Annotated in this window: 22 protein-coding genes and 1 other annotated feature; of the genes, 16 read left to right on the forward strand and 6 right to left on the reverse strand. The window is 43.4% G+C overall.

Annotated features, from left to right (window positions below; all coding sequences use genetic code 11):
* Nucleotides 1-98 precede the first annotated feature (98 nt).
* Nucleotides 99-1112 carry an NADPH dehydrogenase NamA gene (namA, locus tag A8F95_RS03040; protein ID WP_065409168.1) on the reverse strand — a complete coding sequence of 338 codons (1014 nt, stop codon included), beginning with the start codon at nucleotides 1110-1112 and terminating at the stop codon, nucleotides 99-101.
* A 69-nt stretch (nucleotides 1113-1181) separates the two neighbouring features.
* Entirely contained in the window at nucleotides 1182-2009 is an 828-nt protein-coding gene (gene proC, locus A8F95_RS03045; protein WP_065409169.1) for a pyrroline-5-carboxylate reductase, read from the reverse strand.
* A gap of 64 nt (nucleotides 2010-2073) precedes the next feature.
* Nucleotides 2074-2293, reverse strand: a binding site (T-box leader).
* A gap of 218 nt (nucleotides 2294-2511) precedes the next feature.
* Here proC and A8F95_RS03055 point away from each other — a divergent pair.
* On the forward strand, nucleotides 2512-3483 hold the full coding sequence (locus tag A8F95_RS03055; RefSeq protein ID WP_065409171.1) for an MBL fold metallo-hydrolase: 972 nt from the start codon (nucleotides 2512-2514) through the stop codon (nucleotides 3481-3483).
* 17 nt (nucleotides 3484-3500) lie between these two features.
* Nucleotides 3501-4292, forward strand: coding sequence for an SDR family NAD(P)-dependent oxidoreductase (locus A8F95_RS03060; protein ID WP_065409172.1), 792 nt, complete (start codon nucleotides 3501-3503; stop codon nucleotides 4290-4292).
* 69 nt (nucleotides 4293-4361) lie between these two features.
* Here the strand turns inward: A8F95_RS03060 and A8F95_RS03065 are convergent, their stop codons facing one another.
* On the reverse strand, nucleotides 4362-4538 hold the full coding sequence (locus tag A8F95_RS03065; RefSeq protein ID WP_281181735.1) for a YqzH family protein: 177 nt from the start codon (nucleotides 4536-4538) through the stop codon (nucleotides 4362-4364).
* Between the two features lie 148 nt (nucleotides 4539-4686).
* The gene (locus A8F95_RS03070) at nucleotides 4687-4908 is read right to left on the reverse strand and encodes a CDGSH iron-sulfur domain-containing protein (RefSeq protein ID WP_065409174.1); all 222 of its coding nucleotides are present in this window, start codon (nucleotides 4906-4908) and stop codon (nucleotides 4687-4689) included.
* Between the two features lie 93 nt (nucleotides 4909-5001).
* Between A8F95_RS03070 and A8F95_RS03075 the strand changes: the two genes are divergently transcribed.
* Complete coding sequence (locus A8F95_RS03075) at nucleotides 5002-5319, forward strand: iron-sulfur cluster biosynthesis family protein (RefSeq protein ID WP_065409175.1); 318 nt, start codon at nucleotides 5002-5004, stop codon at nucleotides 5317-5319.
* 44 nt (nucleotides 5320-5363) lie between these two features.
* On the opposite strand, the gene A8F95_RS03080 is transcribed toward A8F95_RS03075, so the two are convergent.
* The gene (locus A8F95_RS03080) at nucleotides 5364-6275 is read right to left on the reverse strand and encodes an alpha/beta hydrolase (protein ID WP_065409176.1); all 912 of its coding nucleotides are present in this window, start codon (nucleotides 6273-6275) and stop codon (nucleotides 5364-5366) included.
* Nucleotides 6276-6398: 123 nt separating this feature from the next.
* Between A8F95_RS03080 and A8F95_RS03085 the strand changes: the two genes are divergently transcribed.
* On the forward strand, nucleotides 6399-6644 hold the full coding sequence (locus A8F95_RS03085; protein ID WP_049663023.1) for a YqkE family protein: 246 nt from the start codon (nucleotides 6399-6401) through the stop codon (nucleotides 6642-6644).
* A gap of 92 nt (nucleotides 6645-6736) precedes the next feature.
* Here A8F95_RS03085 and A8F95_RS03090 read toward each other — a convergent pair whose 3' ends face one another.
* Nucleotides 6737-7657 carry an aldo/keto reductase gene (locus A8F95_RS03090; RefSeq protein WP_065409177.1) on the reverse strand — a complete coding sequence of 307 codons (921 nt, stop codon included), beginning with the start codon at nucleotides 7655-7657 and terminating at the stop codon, nucleotides 6737-6739.
* A 110-nt stretch (nucleotides 7658-7767) separates the two neighbouring features.
* Between A8F95_RS03090 and A8F95_RS03095 the strand changes: the two genes are divergently transcribed.
* The 12 genes from A8F95_RS03095 (at nucleotide 7768) to sigF (ending at nucleotide 17682) form a co-directional block, all read left to right on the forward strand.
* Nucleotides 7768-8319 (forward strand): NUDIX hydrolase, encoded by a 552-nt coding sequence (locus A8F95_RS03095; protein ID WP_065409178.1) that lies wholly within the window; start codon nucleotides 7768-7770, stop codon nucleotides 8317-8319.
* Between the two features lie 101 nt (nucleotides 8320-8420).
* Nucleotides 8421-9056 carry a stage II sporulation protein M gene (gene spoIIM, locus A8F95_RS03100; protein WP_049663015.1) on the forward strand — a complete coding sequence of 212 codons (636 nt, stop codon included), beginning with the start codon at nucleotides 8421-8423 and terminating at the stop codon, nucleotides 9054-9056.
* A 108-nt stretch (nucleotides 9057-9164) separates the two neighbouring features.
* Nucleotides 9165-9656: a ferric iron uptake transcriptional regulator gene (fur, locus tag A8F95_RS03105; RefSeq protein WP_049663013.1), complete on the forward strand. Its 492-nt coding sequence runs from the start codon at nucleotides 9165-9167 to the stop codon at nucleotides 9654-9656.
* A gap of 182 nt (nucleotides 9657-9838) precedes the next feature.
* The gene (locus A8F95_RS03110; RefSeq protein WP_065409179.1) at nucleotides 9839-10069 is read left to right on the forward strand and encodes a YqzK family protein; all 231 of its coding nucleotides are present in this window, start codon (nucleotides 9839-9841) and stop codon (nucleotides 10067-10069) included.
* Between the two features lie 5 nt (nucleotides 10070-10074).
* Entirely contained in the window at nucleotides 10075-10971 is an 897-nt protein-coding gene (gene xerD, locus A8F95_RS03115) for a site-specific tyrosine recombinase XerD (protein WP_065409180.1), read from the forward strand.
* 197 nt (nucleotides 10972-11168) lie between these two features.
* The gene (deoB, locus tag A8F95_RS03120) at nucleotides 11169-12389 is read left to right on the forward strand and encodes a phosphopentomutase (RefSeq protein WP_065409181.1); all 1221 of its coding nucleotides are present in this window, start codon (nucleotides 11169-11171) and stop codon (nucleotides 12387-12389) included.
* Nucleotides 12390-12400: 11 nt separating this feature from the next.
* The gene (locus tag A8F95_RS03125; RefSeq protein ID WP_065409182.1) at nucleotides 12401-13216 is read left to right on the forward strand and encodes a purine-nucleoside phosphorylase; all 816 of its coding nucleotides are present in this window, start codon (nucleotides 12401-12403) and stop codon (nucleotides 13214-13216) included.
* Nucleotides 13217-13227: 11 nt separating this feature from the next.
* Nucleotides 13228-14532 (forward strand): pyrimidine-nucleoside phosphorylase, encoded by a 1305-nt coding sequence (locus A8F95_RS03130; RefSeq protein WP_049663003.1) that lies wholly within the window; start codon nucleotides 13228-13230, stop codon nucleotides 14530-14532.
* A 299-nt stretch (nucleotides 14533-14831) separates the two neighbouring features.
* Nucleotides 14832-16010 (forward strand): D-alanyl-D-alanine carboxypeptidase family protein, encoded by a 1179-nt coding sequence (locus A8F95_RS03135; protein ID WP_065409183.1) that lies wholly within the window; start codon nucleotides 14832-14834, stop codon nucleotides 16008-16010.
* A 109-nt stretch (nucleotides 16011-16119) separates the two neighbouring features.
* Nucleotides 16120-16482 (forward strand): anti-sigma F factor antagonist, encoded by a 363-nt coding sequence (gene spoIIAA / locus A8F95_RS03140; protein ID WP_049662998.1) that lies wholly within the window; start codon nucleotides 16120-16122, stop codon nucleotides 16480-16482.
* Nucleotides 16472-16912 carry an anti-sigma F factor gene (spoIIAB, locus tag A8F95_RS03145; RefSeq protein WP_065409184.1) on the forward strand — a complete coding sequence of 147 codons (441 nt, stop codon included), beginning with the start codon at nucleotides 16472-16474 and terminating at the stop codon, nucleotides 16910-16912. The genes spoIIAA and spoIIAB overlap by 11 nt, the downstream gene beginning before the upstream one ends.
* Before the next feature lie 11 nt (nucleotides 16913-16923).
* Nucleotides 16924-17682: an RNA polymerase sporulation sigma factor SigF gene (gene sigF, locus A8F95_RS03150; RefSeq protein ID WP_065409185.1), complete on the forward strand. Its 759-nt coding sequence runs from the start codon at nucleotides 16924-16926 to the stop codon at nucleotides 17680-17682.
* The last annotated feature ends 18 nt before the right edge of the window (nucleotides 17683-17700 follow it).

Genomic DNA, 17700 nt, shown 5'->3' on the forward strand with positions numbered 1-17700 from the left:
AGATGAAAAATCATTTATATCACGTCAGGCTGATGGCCAACAGATATCTTTCAAAACGTACAAGAAAGAGGGAGTTGGTTAATAGCCTGACATTTTTATTACCAGCCCCGTTCGTACTGTACAGGTGCTTTTATTTCTGTTTTTAACTCGATCGCTGCTCGGCGCGGCCAATAAGGATCTCGCAATAATTCACGGCCGAGGAAAATTAAGTCTGCTCGTTCGTTACGCAAAATTTCTTCAGCCTGAGAAGGGGACGTAATCATGCCGACCGCTCCTACAGGAATGTTGGCACCATGTTTAATCGTTTCAGCAAATTTCACTTGATAGCCGGGGAAAACACTGATTTTTGCCGGTACAACGGCTCCTGAGCTAACATCTATTAAATCAACACCCAACTCTTTCAATTGCTTAGCGATCTCGCTGTAGTCATCGGCATTCAGCCCGTTTTCATTGTAATCATTCGCTGATACCCGAACAAACAAAGGGCCGTTCCAAATGCTTCGGACTGCTTGAATGATTTGTTGTAAAAAGCGAAGTCTATTTTCCGTGCTTCCGCCGTATTCATCTTCCCGGTGATTCGTCAGCGGGGAAAGGAATTCATTGATTAAGTATCCGTGTGCACCATGAAGCTCGATAACGTCAAAGCCTGCTTCTTTTGCTCGTCTAGCTCCTTCGGCAAACGCTTCGATCGTTTGTTTAATTTCAGCTTTTGTCATTTCTTTCGGTGTTTTCATTGTTTCATCGAATGCTAATGCAGTAGGGGCTAAAATTTCTCCTCTTACTTCGGACTTACGCCCAGCATGAGCGAGCTGAATGCCAATTTTCGCATCGTGGGCTTTTACTAAAGAAACGAGCTTTTTAAATCCAGCTGTATGGTCATCGCTCCATATGCCGAGATCATTTTCGCTAATTCGGCCTTCAGGAGTAACCGCAGTTGCTTCTACGATAATCAAACCAACTTGACCGACTGCTCGCCCTGGGTAGTGAACGAGGTGCCAATCGTTTACTTTGCCGTCCTCTTCCGCAGAATACATGCACATCGGCGACATGACGATTCGGTTCTTTAAGGTAACATCTTTAATCGTGTAAGGTTCAAATAATTTTCTTGCCATTGGAATCCTCCTTCAATATCTGCCAAATTCCATTATAGCAAGGCATTTTGAAGAGCCAAAATAATTGGCTTATTGCTTTACTGGGTTTTGGTAAGGAAGGCCGAGGCGTTTGGATTGGGCAGTGGCTTCTACAATGCAGTCTACAAAAGCTTGCTTGACTTTTTCGTCTTCTAAAATTCGAATGCCAGCTTCTGTTGTGCCGCCTGGGCTCGTGACACCTTTGCGAAGCTGTTCCGCTTTTCCTTCTGACACAGAAAGCATTTCAGCTGCCCCGAGCAGCGTTTGGATGATAAGCGGTTTGGCCGTTTCTTTTTCAAGACCAATGGCTTCTGCCGCTTGTTCCATCGCCTCTGCGACATAATAAATGTAAGCTGGGCCGCTCCCAGAAAGACCTGTCACCGCATCTAATTGCTCTTCTTTTACAATTTTTGTAAGTCCGATGGAAGAAAAAAGAGCGAGCGCCGCCATTTTTTGTTGTTCTGTCACATGCTCATTTATAGCGATGGCTGTCGCTGATTTTCCAACTGCTGCAGATGTATTCGGCATAGCACGAACGATTGCACAAGACCGTCCTGTCATTTGTTCAATAAAATGAGTCGTTACCCCTGCCATCAGCGTAACAATTAAAGAGGAAGGTGAGAGGTGCTCTTTAATCTTTTCTAACGCATCTTTTGCATCTTTTGGTTTCATCGCTAACACGACAATGCTGCTATCTGAAAGCATAGCTTCTATTTCGTAGCCAGTGTGAATTCCATAACGCTTGTTAAGTTTCTGAAGCCGGTCTGAGTTCGCTTTGTTCGTTGCATAAATATCATCGGCAGTAAGGGCACCGTTTGAGATAGCACCTGAAATCATCGCTTCCGCCATAGAGCCAGCACCGATAAATGTCGTTTTCATCTGAATATCCTCCTTTAAATAAAATGTGAGTCGATAAATAAAAAAAACACCCTTTCGTCCTCTAGTAAAGGACGAAAGGGTGTTTGCTTCCGTGGTACCACCTTTGTTTGCAGAAATAAAAATTCTGCACACTCTGATCCCGATAACGCCGGGTCTGCGTTTAGGTTTTCCTAAAGGCTCAAAAGGCAGGTTCAATAAAAAAGCGGGTGATGGAGCTTTTCAGCCGGCGGGCTCCATTCTCTGGCACCATTTTTTATTTACTGATCCTTTTTCATCGCTCGTTTATTATGAGAATTTTCTTTTAAGTGTTTATAGTTTGAGTTATATGTGATTATGCAAAAAACCAATTCATCTGTCAAGGGCAAATGAAAAATAAAGTTAATTTTTCCAATTCCATTGTGTGAAAATAATGACAAATACTTAGAGAGAAGCTAAAATGAGTAAAAAGATTGTTTTTTTGAAATAAAGATATGCTTATTATATGCAGGCAGGTGTTTCGTTTATGAATGTTGAAAGTTTTGGCGATATTATAAAAATCACATTGCCGACTCCTTTTCCGGTCGGTGATGTAAATGTTTTTCTAATAAAAGGTGACCGTTTAACCCTTGTAGATGCAGGTGTTAAAACAGCTGCTTCTTTTGAAGCGTTCACATCTGGCTTATCTGAGATTGGTTATACAGTGGATGATATCGAACAAGCTGTTTTAACTCATCATCATCCTGATCATATTGGACTGCTTGATTTTCTTCCAGAAGGCATTGACATTATCGGACACCCATATTGCAAAAAGTGGCTCGCTAAGGATGAAGAATTTTTAAAAGAAAATTTTCTCTTTTTTCGAGAGCTTTTTTTACAAGCTGGTTTACCGCCAGAAGCAGAGACGATGCTTGGGAAGATACAGTCGCCGTTAAAGTTCAGCAGTGAAAATAGTGCGTTAACGACTGCTGTCCAAGAAGGTGACCGACTGCCAGGGCTGGAAGAGTGGCGTGTTTTTGAAACGCCTGGTCATGCTCAAAGCCACCTGGCCTTTTTTCGGGAGAGAGATGGGGCTTTAATTGCTGGGGACCATATTTTAGCGACGATTTCTTCCAATCCACTTCTTGAGCCGCCGCTTAACCGTGGAGAAGAACGGCCGAAGCCTCAGCTTCAGTATAATGAATCGCTGAGAAAAATGATGAATGTTCCGGTTGACACGGTTTATACAGGACATGGAAAAGAAGTAAGAAATATTGTGCCTTTGATAACTCGTCGCTTAGAGCGTCAGCATGAGCGGGCGATGTCTGTGAAAGAGATGCTGAAAGAAAAGCCGCACACAGCGTTTGAGGTGTGTATGCGTCTTTTCCCGGCTGTATACAAAAAGGAAACGGGCTTAACGATGTCAGAGACCATTGGGCAGCTTGATTATCTTCTTCATATTGGGGAAGCAGGAGTTGAGCGGGACGATAAAGGAGTCCTGTTTTATTTTCCTTTGTGAAGAAGAGGAGGAGTAAAATGAGCCGTTTACAAGGAAAAACGATCATCATTACAGGTGCATCGAGTGGCTTGGGAATGGAAATAGCAAAGCAATCGGCAGCTGAAGGAGCTAGCGTAGTGCTGCTTGCCCGCCGTTTAGACCGCCTAAAAGAAATAAAAGAAGAGCTCACCCGCACTTTTTCAACGGATGTATTCATTTATTCTATTGACATTAGCCGCAAAGAAGAAGTAGAGTGTGTATTTGATGAAATTTTAAAAACGGTAGCCTCTGTTGATGTTCTCGTCAATAATGCCGGCTTTGGTGTGTTCAATGAAGCCCATGAAGCGAAATGGGAAGAGATAGAATCAATGTTTCAAGTAAATGTTCTCGGGTTAATTGCTTGTACACAAATGATTCTTCCTCACATGAAAACCCGGCGAAGCGGCCATATTATTAATATTGCTTCACAGGCTGGTAAGATGGCTACGCCTAAATCAAGTGTATACGCGGCCACAAAGCATGCGGTTCTTGGCTATACAAATAGCCTGCGAATGGAAATGGCACGTGACGGGGTTCAAGTAACGGCAGTGAATCCAGGGCCAATTGCTACAGAGTTTTTCACGACGGCCGATCCGTCTGGCTCCTATGAGAAAAATGTAGCCCGATGGATGCTAAAGCCCGAGAAAGTGGCTAGTGAAGTAGTAAAAGCGATGAATACGAATAAAAGAGAAGTTAACTTGCCAAAGTGGATGAATGCCGGCAGTGTTCTTTATACTTTATTTCCGCGTGTAGTGGAGCGGCTTGGCCGCAAAGCATTTTTTAAAAAATAATCAGGGTTAGGCAGCCTAATCCTGATTATTTATTATAAATTCCAAGTGCCGGATAAGCACCCGGAGTCTTTATGTATTTGTGATAAAAGCATAGACCTCATCTTCAATAATTTCATACAATTCATCATCATCCGTGGCCCGCCGCTGTTGAACGCGGTCGATCAATGTGTTATAGATGCTTTCAGCTTCATTTTCCTCTAACGAAAAATGGTATTGAGACAAGTTTTGTTTAATCATTTTTTTCATAAATACCCGTTCCAAAAGATCACTCCTTTGCCGATGGTGGAGAAGAAAAGAGCCGCCAATCGTGACGGCTCACAGGCTGTTGCAAAGAATCCCTTTTCTTTGAAAGACAAGCGCTTTTACTCAGCCTATAGCAAAACTTGAACAAGTTTTATTTTCCGTCTTCGTCTAACACCTTTTCTGCACGGACGCAAGAAGCGAATTGTCCTTTATGGGAAGCATCGCAGAACGGCATTTTTTGTGATCGGCCACAGCGGCAAAGTGAGAATACCGGTTTTGTTTCAAATACGTTTCCATCCATATCGATGAGTTCTACATCCCCTGATACTTTAAATGAACCGTTATCCATTACTTTAATTTGTGCTTTTGACATCTTTTTTGTCCCCTCTCTTATTTGTTGACTCAGTTTGATAGTATAAAGAAAAAGGATAAAAAGCAATCATCGCTATTGAAAGGAGCAGTAAAAATGAACATTCATATTACAGAACAAGCAGCACGGAAATTGGCAGACAGGCTAGATGAAGACAAGCATTTAAAGCTTTATTATGATACAGAAGGCTGTGGCTGTGGGGTGGATGGGATCCCGGTATTATGGATTACCGATCAGATGTCTCCAGATGATATCGAAATAGAGACAAATGCTATGCCTGTGGTTGTAGAAAAGTCGCAAATGATGTTCTATGCAGACCAGTTAACGATTGATGCATCGGGTTCTAATTATTATCGTTTGAGCAGTCCGGGAGAAATTCTAAACGGGCGTATGAACATCATTAATCATTCGTAATATAAATCCCCCGCTCTCGCCACGATGGAAGCGGGGGATTGTCATTAGCTGTGTTTATAATATTGATTAAGAAAGCGGTCAATGGCCTTTCCGTACGCTTCAGGATCCTCATTATAAGATTGGGCATGGGCACCTTTTGGAGCGAGATAAATAGCTTTTGGCCCTTTCTTTTGTTCGTACAGCTCTCTTGTCATATTAGGAAGGATATAAGTATCTTCTTCACTATGAATAAAGAGAACTGGTTTTTCGATGTTTTTTACAGCCTTGAGCGGTGAGACATCCGCAAGGCGAAAGCGGCCGCGCAGTAAAACAGCCCAGTCAGCAAGGTGAACGAGCAGGCGCGGTGCGGCTTTGATTTCACGCTTCATTTGATGAATTAATTGAGTGCGGAAATCAGAAAAAGGGCAGTCTGCAATATAAAAGTCAGCTCGGTCTTCGACGAGGCCGGCATACAAAAGGGCAGTGGCCGCTCCCATGGATTCCCCATGGATGCCAAAAGAAACATCGCTGCCTTCACGACGGATCAGTTCATTTACCACTGCTTGTAAATCTTCCTTCTCATAATAGCCGTAACTTGTTGTCTTCCCTCCTGATTCCCCGTGACGACGGTGATCATATAACACCCCGTTAAAGCCGCGCTCTAAAAATAAATTCATATATTTAATAGAGTTGATTTTCGTTTCTGTGACGCCGTGGCAAAAAATCATATAGGGTCCGCGGGGATAAGGAGTCACAAATACGGCCCGCAATCGATAGCCGAAAGGAGAATCAATCCATACTTCTTCTTTCGGCAGCTGTTCATACTGTTGAACGTCGAGCCGTTTCGCTTCCACCTCACGCCGGTAGATGAAGTCCTCGTTTTTCTTTCTCATATTCAGGACACGGCTTGATAAATAAAAGCCAGCTGCAGCCGTTAGCGCAGCGGCAGAGCTAAGGGCTGTTACCCATTTCTTCATTCATGGTCACCTCGGAATGTTAATATTTTTCAGTGTACCACTTCTGAAAAGAAAGATCATTTGAACTCCTTGCCAGCTCCCATGTAAAATAAGAAAAATAAGGTGAGGGGGAAGAGAGATACAATGAAAAAGAAAAAGCAAGCGAGCTCAAATGAAAAAGCGCAAGAACAGCTGACGTTAAAAGACACGCTAAACGCCGGTATTCTCGAGCAGCTAAAAGAAAAACAAAAGAAATTAAAGATGGAAGAAGAAGAGAAAAAAGCCGCCGCTGAAAAGCAGAAAAGAGAAGAACGGCGCCAGCGTGAAAAAAATAAAAGCTTTGAAGAATTGTTAAATGAAAGCCATATGGACTGGAAAAGGTTCAAATAGATCATCTGTCAATGCAGACAGACCATCAGGCTGATTGAAAGCGAACGTTTGTCAACAGCCTGAAAGCGGCCATTTAATGGCCGCTTCTTTCATTAACGATGTTGTTCATAACGGTTTGCTTTTGTCAGCTGCTCAACAAGCTGCAGCTCCTCTTTTGACAGCGGAGGTTCTTTTACGGCACGGACATTTTCTTTTAATTGGCCGACAGTACTTGCTCCCGCTACAACAGCCGCTACTCCGTCATGCTGAAGGGTATAACGCAGGGCAAGGGCATTTAACGTGCGGTGATCGGCAAGTTTCGCTTCAAGCTCGTTCAGTAACTCAGCGAGTTCAGCTGCAGAATAATCAAGAAAGCCTTTTTCCTGAAAGGCATCAAGTTTTTCCCGCCAGCTCGTACTGAGCAAGCCTTTAGCAAGCGGTCCCCGGGCTACAACACTGATACCGTGCGCATGAAGCAGCGGCAGAGCCTCCTCTTCTGGACGGCGATCAAGCGGGCTGTACTGCATCATAACACTATCGATAGAAGAGCGGACAGCAAATTCGCGAATGACATTTGGACGGATGGAGGAAATTCCGTATGCACGAATCAAGCCTTCTTTTTTTAAGTCCTCAAAGGCTTCGATCGTTTCCTCTAGTGGATCCCCTATTGTTCCGCCGTGCAGTTGATAAAGATCAATATAATCCGTTTGCAGACGGGAGAGGCTCTTCTTTACGGCTTCCTTTATGTATGCTTTCGTGGGATCCCACGTCCAGCCTTCTTTTCCCTCTTCCCAACGGTTTCCAACCTTTGTGGCAATAATGACGTTTTCGCGCACGGGTTTTAAGGCAGTGCCGACGATTTTTTCATTGGTACCAAAATCATATAAGTCCGCAGTGTCAAAGTAATTGATTCCCTGCTCGAGAGCCGTCTCCATAATCGCATGAGCCGCCTTTTCCTCTTTTCCAAGCGACATGCAGCCTAGAGCAAGCTCGCTTACACGCAGATCCGATTTACCAAGCACATTCTTTTTCATTTCGTTCAACCCCTTTCTTTTGTTATCATAGCGAAACAAGAACCGTTCGCCAAATGATCTGTCCAGGGCAGGTATGATAAACTAAATGAGAGATAAAAGGAGTGAAGAGAATGAAAAAATTTGAAGAAAAGACGGTTGATACTGAAATTATTTTTGAAGGAAAAGTGATCCGGTTGCAAGTGGAGGATGTTGAGCTGCCTGATGGCAAAAGAGGGAAAAGGGAAATTATAAAACACCCTGGTGCGGTAGCAGTGCTTGCTTTAACGAATGAAGGAAAGATTGTGCTTGTGGAGCAATACCGTAAAGCTCTCGAGCGTTCTATCGTAGAAATTCCCGCTGGAAAATTGGAAAAGGGGGAAGGGCCGGAAGTGACTGCCCGCCGTGAGCTAGAAGAAGAGACGGGTTACGTTTGCCAGAGCATGAAGCTGCTGCAGTCTTTCTATACGTCTCCGGGCTTCGCGGATGAGATCGTGTACTTATATTTGGCAGAAGGGCTGACTCAAAAAGAAGAACGGCTGCAGCCAGATGAAGATGAGTTTGTTGAATTGATGGAAGTGACACTCGAAGAAGCAGAAAAATTAATGGAAGAACAGCGGATTTGGGATGCTAAAACAGCTTACGCCATTCAATATCTTCAACTCCAAAAGGCATTGACAGAGTAATCGTTCAGCGGCTGAAATTTATCCAAATGAATGTCTAGCATATAAGCATAACAGCCCCCTTTCACACATAAATTGGAGTAATCGCAAAAGGGGGAGCTTATATGCAGAAAAAATTATCGTCGATTATGATTGGCCGCCATATCCAAGCACATGCTTCTATTTACTTATTTGTGAGTGTGCTATTTTTTATGGGAGTTATTTTTGGAGCGATCGTGGTAAATAGTTTATCGCTCGCTCAAAAAGAGGATTTAGCGTATTATTTGCAACAATTTTTTGGACAAGTATCGACTGGGCAAATGGCGGATTCCGAAGATTTATTCCGCCAAAGCTTTATGCACAATTTAAAATACTTAGGCTGCATGTGGTTGTTCGGCATCTCGATCATCGGCTTGCCGCTTATTTTTATTTTTCTCTTTATGAAAGGGATTGTGATTGGTTTTTCAGTCGGCTTTCTCGTACAGCAAATGAACTGGCAAGGCTTCTTTTTAGCGGTCGCCACGATCCTTCCGCAAAACTTAATTATCATCCCGGCTTTTGTTTTTGTTGCGGCTATCTCGATTGCCTTCTCTCTGCAGCTGATCAAAAAGATTCTCATGAGACAAGCAGGCCATTTCTACATTTCGTCCCTTTTTTCAAGATACGTCCTTTTTTTGCTACTCGCGGCTGGTATGGCTGCGCTCGCAGCAGGAATCGAAGCATACATATCTCCTGCTTTCATGAAATTTGTAATAAAATAGTCGTTCTTATCTAATAATTACTATCAGAGATATACGATAATGATTTTATTTTGCAACTTCCTGCCATTTTGTTATAATAAGAATACATCGGCGAGGGAGGGGCTAAATATGGAAAGCCGGATCGAACGCATTAAGAAACAATTACATTCTGCGAGTTACAAATTGACACCCCAGCGGGAAGCCACTGTTCGGGTACTGCTTGAACATGAAGAAGATCATCTAAGCGCAGAAGATGTCTACCTCCTCGTTAAAGAAAAAGCACCTGAAATAGGGTTGGCTACTGTCTATCGAACGCTGGAATTGCTGAATGAACTGAAAGTTGTTGATAAAATAAATTTCGGAGATGGGGTATCCCGCTATGATTTACGTCAAGAAGGGGCGGCTCATTTCCATCATCACCTTGTCTGTATCGAATGTGGGGCAGTAGATGAAATTCAGGAAGACTTGCTCGAAGACGTAGAGAAGGTTGTTGAAAGAGATTGGAAGTTTCAAGTGAAAGATCACCGATTAACGTTTCATGGCATTTGCTGGCGCTGTCAGGACAAAACCGACACAGAAGACGCGAAACAAGACTCGCTTGAAAAACAACATGTTGAATAAAAACCTTTCGCTTGCTAAAAGGCTGAAGCTTGCAGACAACAGCTGCTTCTGCTGGGTGTTCGCAGCCTGAAGCCTTTCGCCTGTCGGAAGGCTTTTTATTTTAATTAAAATCCTATTGTTCTACTTTCTAATCGCGCGCATAAGCTTGTGTATAAAAAGCAAATGGCGGGGGAGATCCATTAATGAAACGGGATTTAGCCAAAGCTGTGTGGCGGACAGGAAAAGTCTTTATTTTATTTACGAGCTGTACCCTATTATTTTATAGTGCCATACTGTGGATTCAGCATGAATATGAAGAAAAGCACCGTTACAAAGAGCCGCAAGGGGAAGCCATGAAAGTAGGTCTTCGCCTGGAGGAAAATGCCGATCAGTGGCTAGAGAGACTGTTGCTTTTTTATTTAGATGGGGAGTAATAAAGATGAAAGAACATTTGCAAGACTTTATTCATTACATGATTGTTGAAAAAGGACTGGCCAAAAACACTGTTGCTGCTTACGAACGCGACTTAAAGCACTATTTGTTATTTTTGGACAAGGTTGAACAGCTTTCTTCGTTAAATGAAGTTTCGCGCATTCACATCGTCCAGTTTCTCGGTCATTTAAAATCAGAAGGAAAATCAGCAAAAACAATTGCTCGCCACGTCGCTTCTATCCGTTCTTTTCATCAATTTCTCTTGCGTGATAAAGCTGTTGAACAAGATCCTTCTGTTCATATTGAGCCGCCTAAAATGGAGAAGACACTGCCAAAGGTGCTTAATTTAACGGAGGTGGAAGCGCTGCTTGAAGCTCCTGACACTTCCACTTCTTTTGGACAGCGTGATCAAGCTATGCTTGAGCTTTTATATGCGACAGGTATGCGGGTGAGCGAATTGACTTCTCTTAACTTAGATGCTGTCCATCTAACTATGGGATTTGTCCGCTGTACCGGAAAAGGAAATAAGGAACGAATCATCCCAATCGGGACAACGGCGATACGGGTCTTAGAAACATACTTACAGACGGGTCGTCCAAATTTAAAGTCTAAAAAACATGCAACAGAGGAAGCTTTATTTTTAAATCATCACGGAAAACGTTTATCAAGACAGGGATTTTGGAAGATTTTAAAAGCACTCGCTAAAAAGGCAAATATTGAAAAAGAATTAACGCCTCATACGTTAAGGCATTCATTTGCGACTCATTTATTAGAAAATGGGGCGGATTTACGAGCGGTACAAGAAATGCTCGGCCATGCCGACATTTCTACTACGCAAATTTATACCCATGTCACGAAAACGCGGATGAAGGACGTTTACACGCAGTTTCATCCGCGGGCATAATCACTATTTATCGGAGCCGTTCTATGAACAGCCGGTTTCTTTCCAACAGTAAATATACTAAGGGAGGGAATCGCCTCATATAGAGCGGTTTCTTTTTACTTGTAAAAAAACGGATGATTTCATAAACTAAAGTAAGCGGCCAGTTGTCAGACATCTGACAGATAACCATTGGATTATTTGAATCGGAATAGGGTATCATGGCAGTAAAAGAATTTACAAAGGGAGGAAACACAGTGACATCACCTACATATAAGCGTATTCATTTGATTGTCATGGACTCGGTTGGGATTGGAGAAGCACCTGATGCTGAAAAATTTAATGATTTGGGAGCGGATACAATTGGACATATCGCAGAGAAAATGAATGGCTTAAAGCTTCCGCATATGGAAAAGCTGGGACTTGCTAATGTCCGTGCCATTCAGGGGCTGGATAAGATGGACAAACCACTTGCTTATTATACAAAAATGCAAGAAGCTTCCAGTGGAAAAGACACCATGACAGGTCACTGGGAAATGATGGGCCTCCGTATTGATACGCCATTTCAAGTTTTCCCAGAGGGGTTCCCGAAAGAGCTAATCGATGAGATTGAAGAAAAGACAGGAAGAAAAGTGATCGGCAATAAGCCGGCGAGCGGAACTGCTATACTAGACGAACTCGGTCCCGAGCATATGGAGACCGGTTCTATTATCGTATATACATCGGCTGACTCCGTTTTACAAATAGCGGCGCACGAAGAAATCGTTCCGCTAGAAGAACTTTACCGAATTTGTGAAATTGCCAGGGAGTTGACGCTTGATGAAAAATATATGGTCGGCCGTATTATTGCCCGGCCATTTATCGGCCAGCCTGGTGCTTTCGTCCGCACAGCGAATCGCCATGATTATGCGCTGAAGCCTTTTGATCGGACAGTAATGAATGAACTGCAGGACGCCGGCTATGATGTAATTGCGATTGGGAAAATCTCTGATATTTTTGATGGAGAAGGAGTGACCGAATCGATACGCACGAAGTCTAATATGGACGGTATGGATCAATTTATCCGCGTGTTTGATAAAGACTTCACTGGCCTCAGCTTTGTTAACCTTGTTGATTTTGATGCGCTATTCGGCCATCGCCGCGACCCAGAAGGATATGGACGGGCTCTTGAAGAGTTTGACGCGCGTCTCCCAGAAGTATTTGCGCAGATGACAGAAGATGATTTACTGATTATTACAGCTGATCATGGCAATGATCCTGTTCATCACGGAACAGACCATACGAGAGAATATGTGCCGCTTTTAGTGTATTCAAAACGAATGGCTCAAGGAAACGAATTACCTGTTCGAAAAACGTTTGCTGACGTTGGGGCGACGGTTGCGGATAACTTCCAAGTGAAAAAACCGACTCACGGAGAAAGCTTTTTGCAAGACCTATCATAAGGGAGAGAAACATGATGAGAGAGAAAATAGAAAAGGCTGCCGAATTTTTAAAAAGAGAAAGCAGCAAAACTCCAAAAACTGGTTTGATCTTAGGGTCTGGTCTCGGTGTGCTGGCTGACGAGATCGAAAGCCCGGTAAAAATTGAGTATAGTCGTATTCCCGATTTTCCTATTTCTACAGTAGAAGGACATGCCGGTCAGCTTGTGTTCGGTACACTTTCTGGAAAAGAAGTAGTGGCGATGCAGGGAAGATTTCATTATTACGAAGGGTATTCTTTTGAGCAGGTGACGTTTCCCGTACGGGTTATGAAGGCACTAGGAGTAGAAACGATTATCGTAACGAACGCAGCAGGCGGCGTCAATGAATCATTCCAGCCAGGTGATTTGATGATCATCACAGACCATATTAATAATATGGGAGGAAATCCGTTGATTGGACCGAATGACAGCGAGCTTGGTGTCCGCTTCCCAGATATGTCGGAAGCTTATAGCAGAAAGCTGCAAAAGATCGCCAAAGAGACAGCTGAGAGCATTCAGTTGTCTATCCGAGAGGGTGTATACGTTGGCAATACCGGTCCTGTTTATGAGACACCTGCAGAAGTTCGAATGACCCGGATCCTTGGCGGAGATGCTGTCGGTATGTCAACCGTTCCAGAGGTGATTGTTGCCCGGCACAGCGGCATGCAGGTACTCGGCATTTCCTGTATTTCTAATATGGCTGCAGGGATTCTTGATCAGCCGCTTACACACGATGAAGTTATCGAAACGACGGAAAGAGTTCGAGCCGATTTTCTTCGCTATATTAAAGAGATCGTAAAATCAATATAAGAGGTGATTGGATGAGAATGGTTGACCTTATTCAAAAGAAACGCGATGGAGAACAGTTGACGACTGAAGAGATCAACTTTATTGTGGAAAGTTATACAGACGGCACGATCCCTGACTACCAGGTGAGCGCATGGCTAATGGCAGTTTATTTTCAAGACATGACTGAAAAGGAACGCGCCGATTTAACCATGGCTATGGTATCTTCAGGAGATCAAATTGACCTTAGAGCGATTGAAGGCATTAAGGTTGACAAGCACTCTACAGGCGGTGTCGGCGATACGACAACCTTGGTTCTTGGTCCCTTAGTAGCTGCGGCAGGAGTGCCAGTCGCTAAGATGAGCGGCCGCGGACTTGGCCATACAGGCGGAACGATTGATAAACTGGAGTCCATTGCTGGATTTCACGTAGAAATTTCAAATGAGCAGTTTATTGAACTTGTTAATAAAAATAAAATCGCTGTTATAGGACAAAGCGGTAATTTAACGCCAGCTGATAAAAAGCTTTATGCTTTAAGAGACGTGACCGCTACAGTCAATAGCATTCCACTCATTGCAAGCTCGATTATGAGTAAGAAGATTGCGGCAGGAGCGGACGCGATTGTGCTTGATGTAAAAACGGGCGCAGGCGCTTTTATGAAGACATTAGAAGATTCTCGGGAGCTTGCGAAGGCCATGGTTAACATCGGTAACAATGTCGGACGTAAAACGATGGCAATTATTTCTGACATGAGCCAGCCATTAGGCTTTGCTATCGGTAACGCGCTTGAAGTAAAAGAAGCGATTGATACATTAAAAGGAGAAGGCCCAGAGGATTTGACAGAACTTTGCCTTGTCCTTGGCAGTCACATGGTATACGCTTCTGGGAAAGCGGACTCATTAGAGGATGCCCGCCAACTCCTTATTAAGCTGATGAACAACGGAGAGGCGTTGGATAAATTCAAGCTTTTCATTGAAGCACAAGGCGGCGACAGCTCAGTAGTAGATCAGCCAGAACGGCTGCCGCAGGCAAAATACAAAATTGAATTGCCAGCGAAAGAGGACGGCTGGGTAGCCGAAATTATCGCGGATCATGTTGGAACAGCAGCTATGTGGCTTGGAGCCGGCCGGGCAACGAAAGATTCACAGATTGATCTTGCTGTAGGGATTATGTTGAATAAAAAGATCGGTGAGAGCGTCAAAGCAGGAGAATCATTGGCTACAATTTATAGCAACCAAGAGGAAATTGAACAAGTAAAAGAGGAATTGTATAGAAGTATTCTCTTGTCACAAGAGCAAGTGGCACCTCCTATCCTGATTCACGAGGAAATAACAGAGTAGGGACTTGAAAGAAGCATCTTTTAACGGATGCTTCTCAGGCTGTTGACAAGCGTTCGCTTTCTTCGTTGCTCACCTGTCTGCGGTGCTCATGACCTTTATGGTCACTCCGCTCCTCGTCAGGTTTCGCGCCTCGAAAGACAAACGCTTTCAATCAGCCTGATGGCATATAAAGTAGACCTTGTCTACAATCTAAGAAGCATCTTTTAATGGATGCTTCTTTTTTTGTATAAAAATAGGGAAAATGGAAAAAATGGGTGTAGATAGAATGGGAATTTTACCACTACACTGGAGGTCATGACATGACGAAGCGAATATTTCTACTATTCATCGCCATTTTATTTGTTTTCTCTGCTGTTTTACCGACATCTATAGCTGACGCTGCAGAGGAGAAAATCAAAATGGCAGAGCAGTCCAAATCTGCTGTCTTGCTAGAGAGGGACACAGGAGCCATTTTGTTTGAAAAAAACAGCCACAAACCGTTGCCGCCAGCTTCCATGACCAAAATAATGACGATGCTGCTCATTATGGAAGCGATTGAGGAAAAGAAACTAACATGGAATGAAAAAATCCGTACGAGTGAATATGCAGCTTCCATGGGCGGCTCACAAATTTTTTTAGAGCCCGGTGAAGAAATGACGACACGCGAGATGCTCCAAGGTATAGCGATTGGCTCGGCTAATGACGCTTCTGTTGCTATGGCGGAAAGAATAGCAGGAAGCGAGGAAATGTTCGTCAAGAAAATGAATCAGAAAGCGAAAGAGCTTGGTTTAAAGCAAACAAAGTTCAAAAATGCGACAGGTCTGCCGCAGCCGGGACACTACAGTTCGGCTTATGATATGGCGATAATGGCGAAAGAGTTGTTAAAACACGAGGGAATTACTAAATATACAGGTACATATGAGGCCTACTTACGTGAAAACAGCGATAAAAAGTTCTGGCTTGTTAATACAAATCGGCTCATTCGATTTTATCCAGGTGTAGATGGGCTGAAAACAGGTTTTACAAATGAAGCAAAATACTGTTTGACTGCTACCGCTTCAAAGGGAAATATGAGAGTGATCGCAGTCATCTTTGGTGCACCGACTCCGAAGGATAGAAATGCACAAATTACTAAAATGCTTGACTATGGTTTTCATCAATATGAGGTGACTCCTTTATACGGAAAAGGAAAAATAATGAGCTCAATCCCAATAGCCAAAGGGGATAAACCCGTTGTTCGTTTGGAAACAGCTGATAAGATCTCGGTGTTAATGAAAAAAGGTGAAAAGAAGGGGAAATTCTCTAAGGACATTCATGTGAAGAAAGATATTCAAGCCCCTATCAAAAAAGGAGAGCGGCTCGGGGAGCTGACGATCAAACAAGATGGAAAAGTCATTTCCAAGACACCGCTTCTTGCAAAAGAAGATGTGAACAGAGCAAGTTGGTGGCAGTTCTATAAAAAAGTATTCCATTATTTCTCTAAGACGGATGCTGCTTAATGCCGAAAGAGCGGCTCTTTTAGCGAATTCATTCTAGTTTTGTCACAGGGAAGGATTGCGTGATGGAACCGTCGAATTGCTCTCTATCAAGGTAAAAGGGGGACTGTCAATGAGTTTAGCAGTGGAGCTTGAAGTAGTCGATCAAGTACTATGTCTGCGGCTTGCAGGCGAATTAGACCATCACACGGCTGAATCGCTCCGTGAGCAGGCGAGTGATGCAATCGAAAGAGAAGGTGTGCGGCACATCATCTTGAACATGGGTGATTTAACGTTTATGGATAGCTCGGGCCTCGGTGTGATTTTAGGCCGCTATAAACATATTAAACAAAAAAATGGCGAAATGGTTGTCTGTGCTATTTCTCCAGCCGTCCGCAGGCTATTTGAGATGTCAGGTCTCTTCAAAATTGTCCGCATGGAGGCATCAGAACAAGAAGCACTGGAACGATTGGGGGCTGCTTGCTATGAGAAATGAGATGAATGTTCAATTCAGCGCTCTAAGCGAAAATGAATCATTTGCGAGGATAACAGTAGCTGCTTTTGTGGCTCAGCTGGATCCAACAATGGATGAATTGACAGAAATTAAAACAGTCGTTTCAGAGGCCGTAACGAATGCCATTATCCATGGATATGAAGGAAATCCAGCGGGAACTGTTTATATTTCCGTTGTTCTTGAGGATGGGGTAGTCGACCTGATCATCCGTGATGAAGGGATTGGCATGGATGACATTGAAGAGGCAAGAGAGCCTTTGTTTACGACGAAACCTGAGCTTGAGCGGTCGGGTATGGGATTCACTATTATGGAAAACTTCATGGACGAAATTGAAGTGATTTCACATAAAGGAACAGGTACAATCATTCGATTGAAAAAGCAGCTTGCAAATAAAAAAGCGATGTGTAATTAAGGGGTCCGGTCATGGATGTCGAAATAAAAAAACAAAAGACGGAAATTTTATCAGACGCTCAGCTAAAGCAGCTAATTAAAGAAAGTCAAGAAGGCAACCAGGAAGCAAGGGATACGATTGTCGAGCGCAACATGAGGCTCGTCTGGTCTGTTGTCCAACGCTTTATTAACCGGGGGTATGACCCGGATGACTTATTCCAAATTGGCTGCATTGGTTTACTAAAGTCAGTGGACAAATTTAATCTAAGCTATGACGTGAAATTTTCCACCTACGCCGTGCCGATGATTATTGGTGAAATCCAGCGGTTTATCCGCGATGACGGCACTGTAAAAGTGAGCCGCTCTTTAAAAGAAATGAGTAATAAAATACGCCGAGCACGCGAGGAGCTACTAAAGCTGCACAGCCGAACACCAACTATCCAGGAAATAGCCAGTTATCTTGATATCTCCCCTGAGGAAGCGATTATGGCACAGGAAGCGGCCCGTTCACCATCCTCTATTCATGAAACAGTCTATGAAAATGATGGTGACCCGATCACCCTGCTTGATCAGATGGCAGATAAAAGCAGTGAGCATCCTTTTGATCAAGTCATATTGAAAGAGGCTATCAGGGAGTTGGAGGAAAGAGAACGGCTGATTGTGTATCTGCGTTATTACAAGGATCAGACGCAGTCCGAAGTAGCTGTCAGGCTCGGAATATCACAAGTTCAAGTATCCAGGCTCGAAAAGAAAATACTCTCCCAAATGAAGGAACGGATGAACGCCACATAGAAATAAAAGCCGGTTGGG

Origin of the sequence: Pseudobacillus wudalianchiensis (genome assembly GCF_001685015.1) — a bacterium.
GTDB classification, from domain to species: Bacteria; Bacillota; Bacilli; order Bacillales; family Domibacillaceae; genus Pseudobacillus; species Pseudobacillus wudalianchiensis.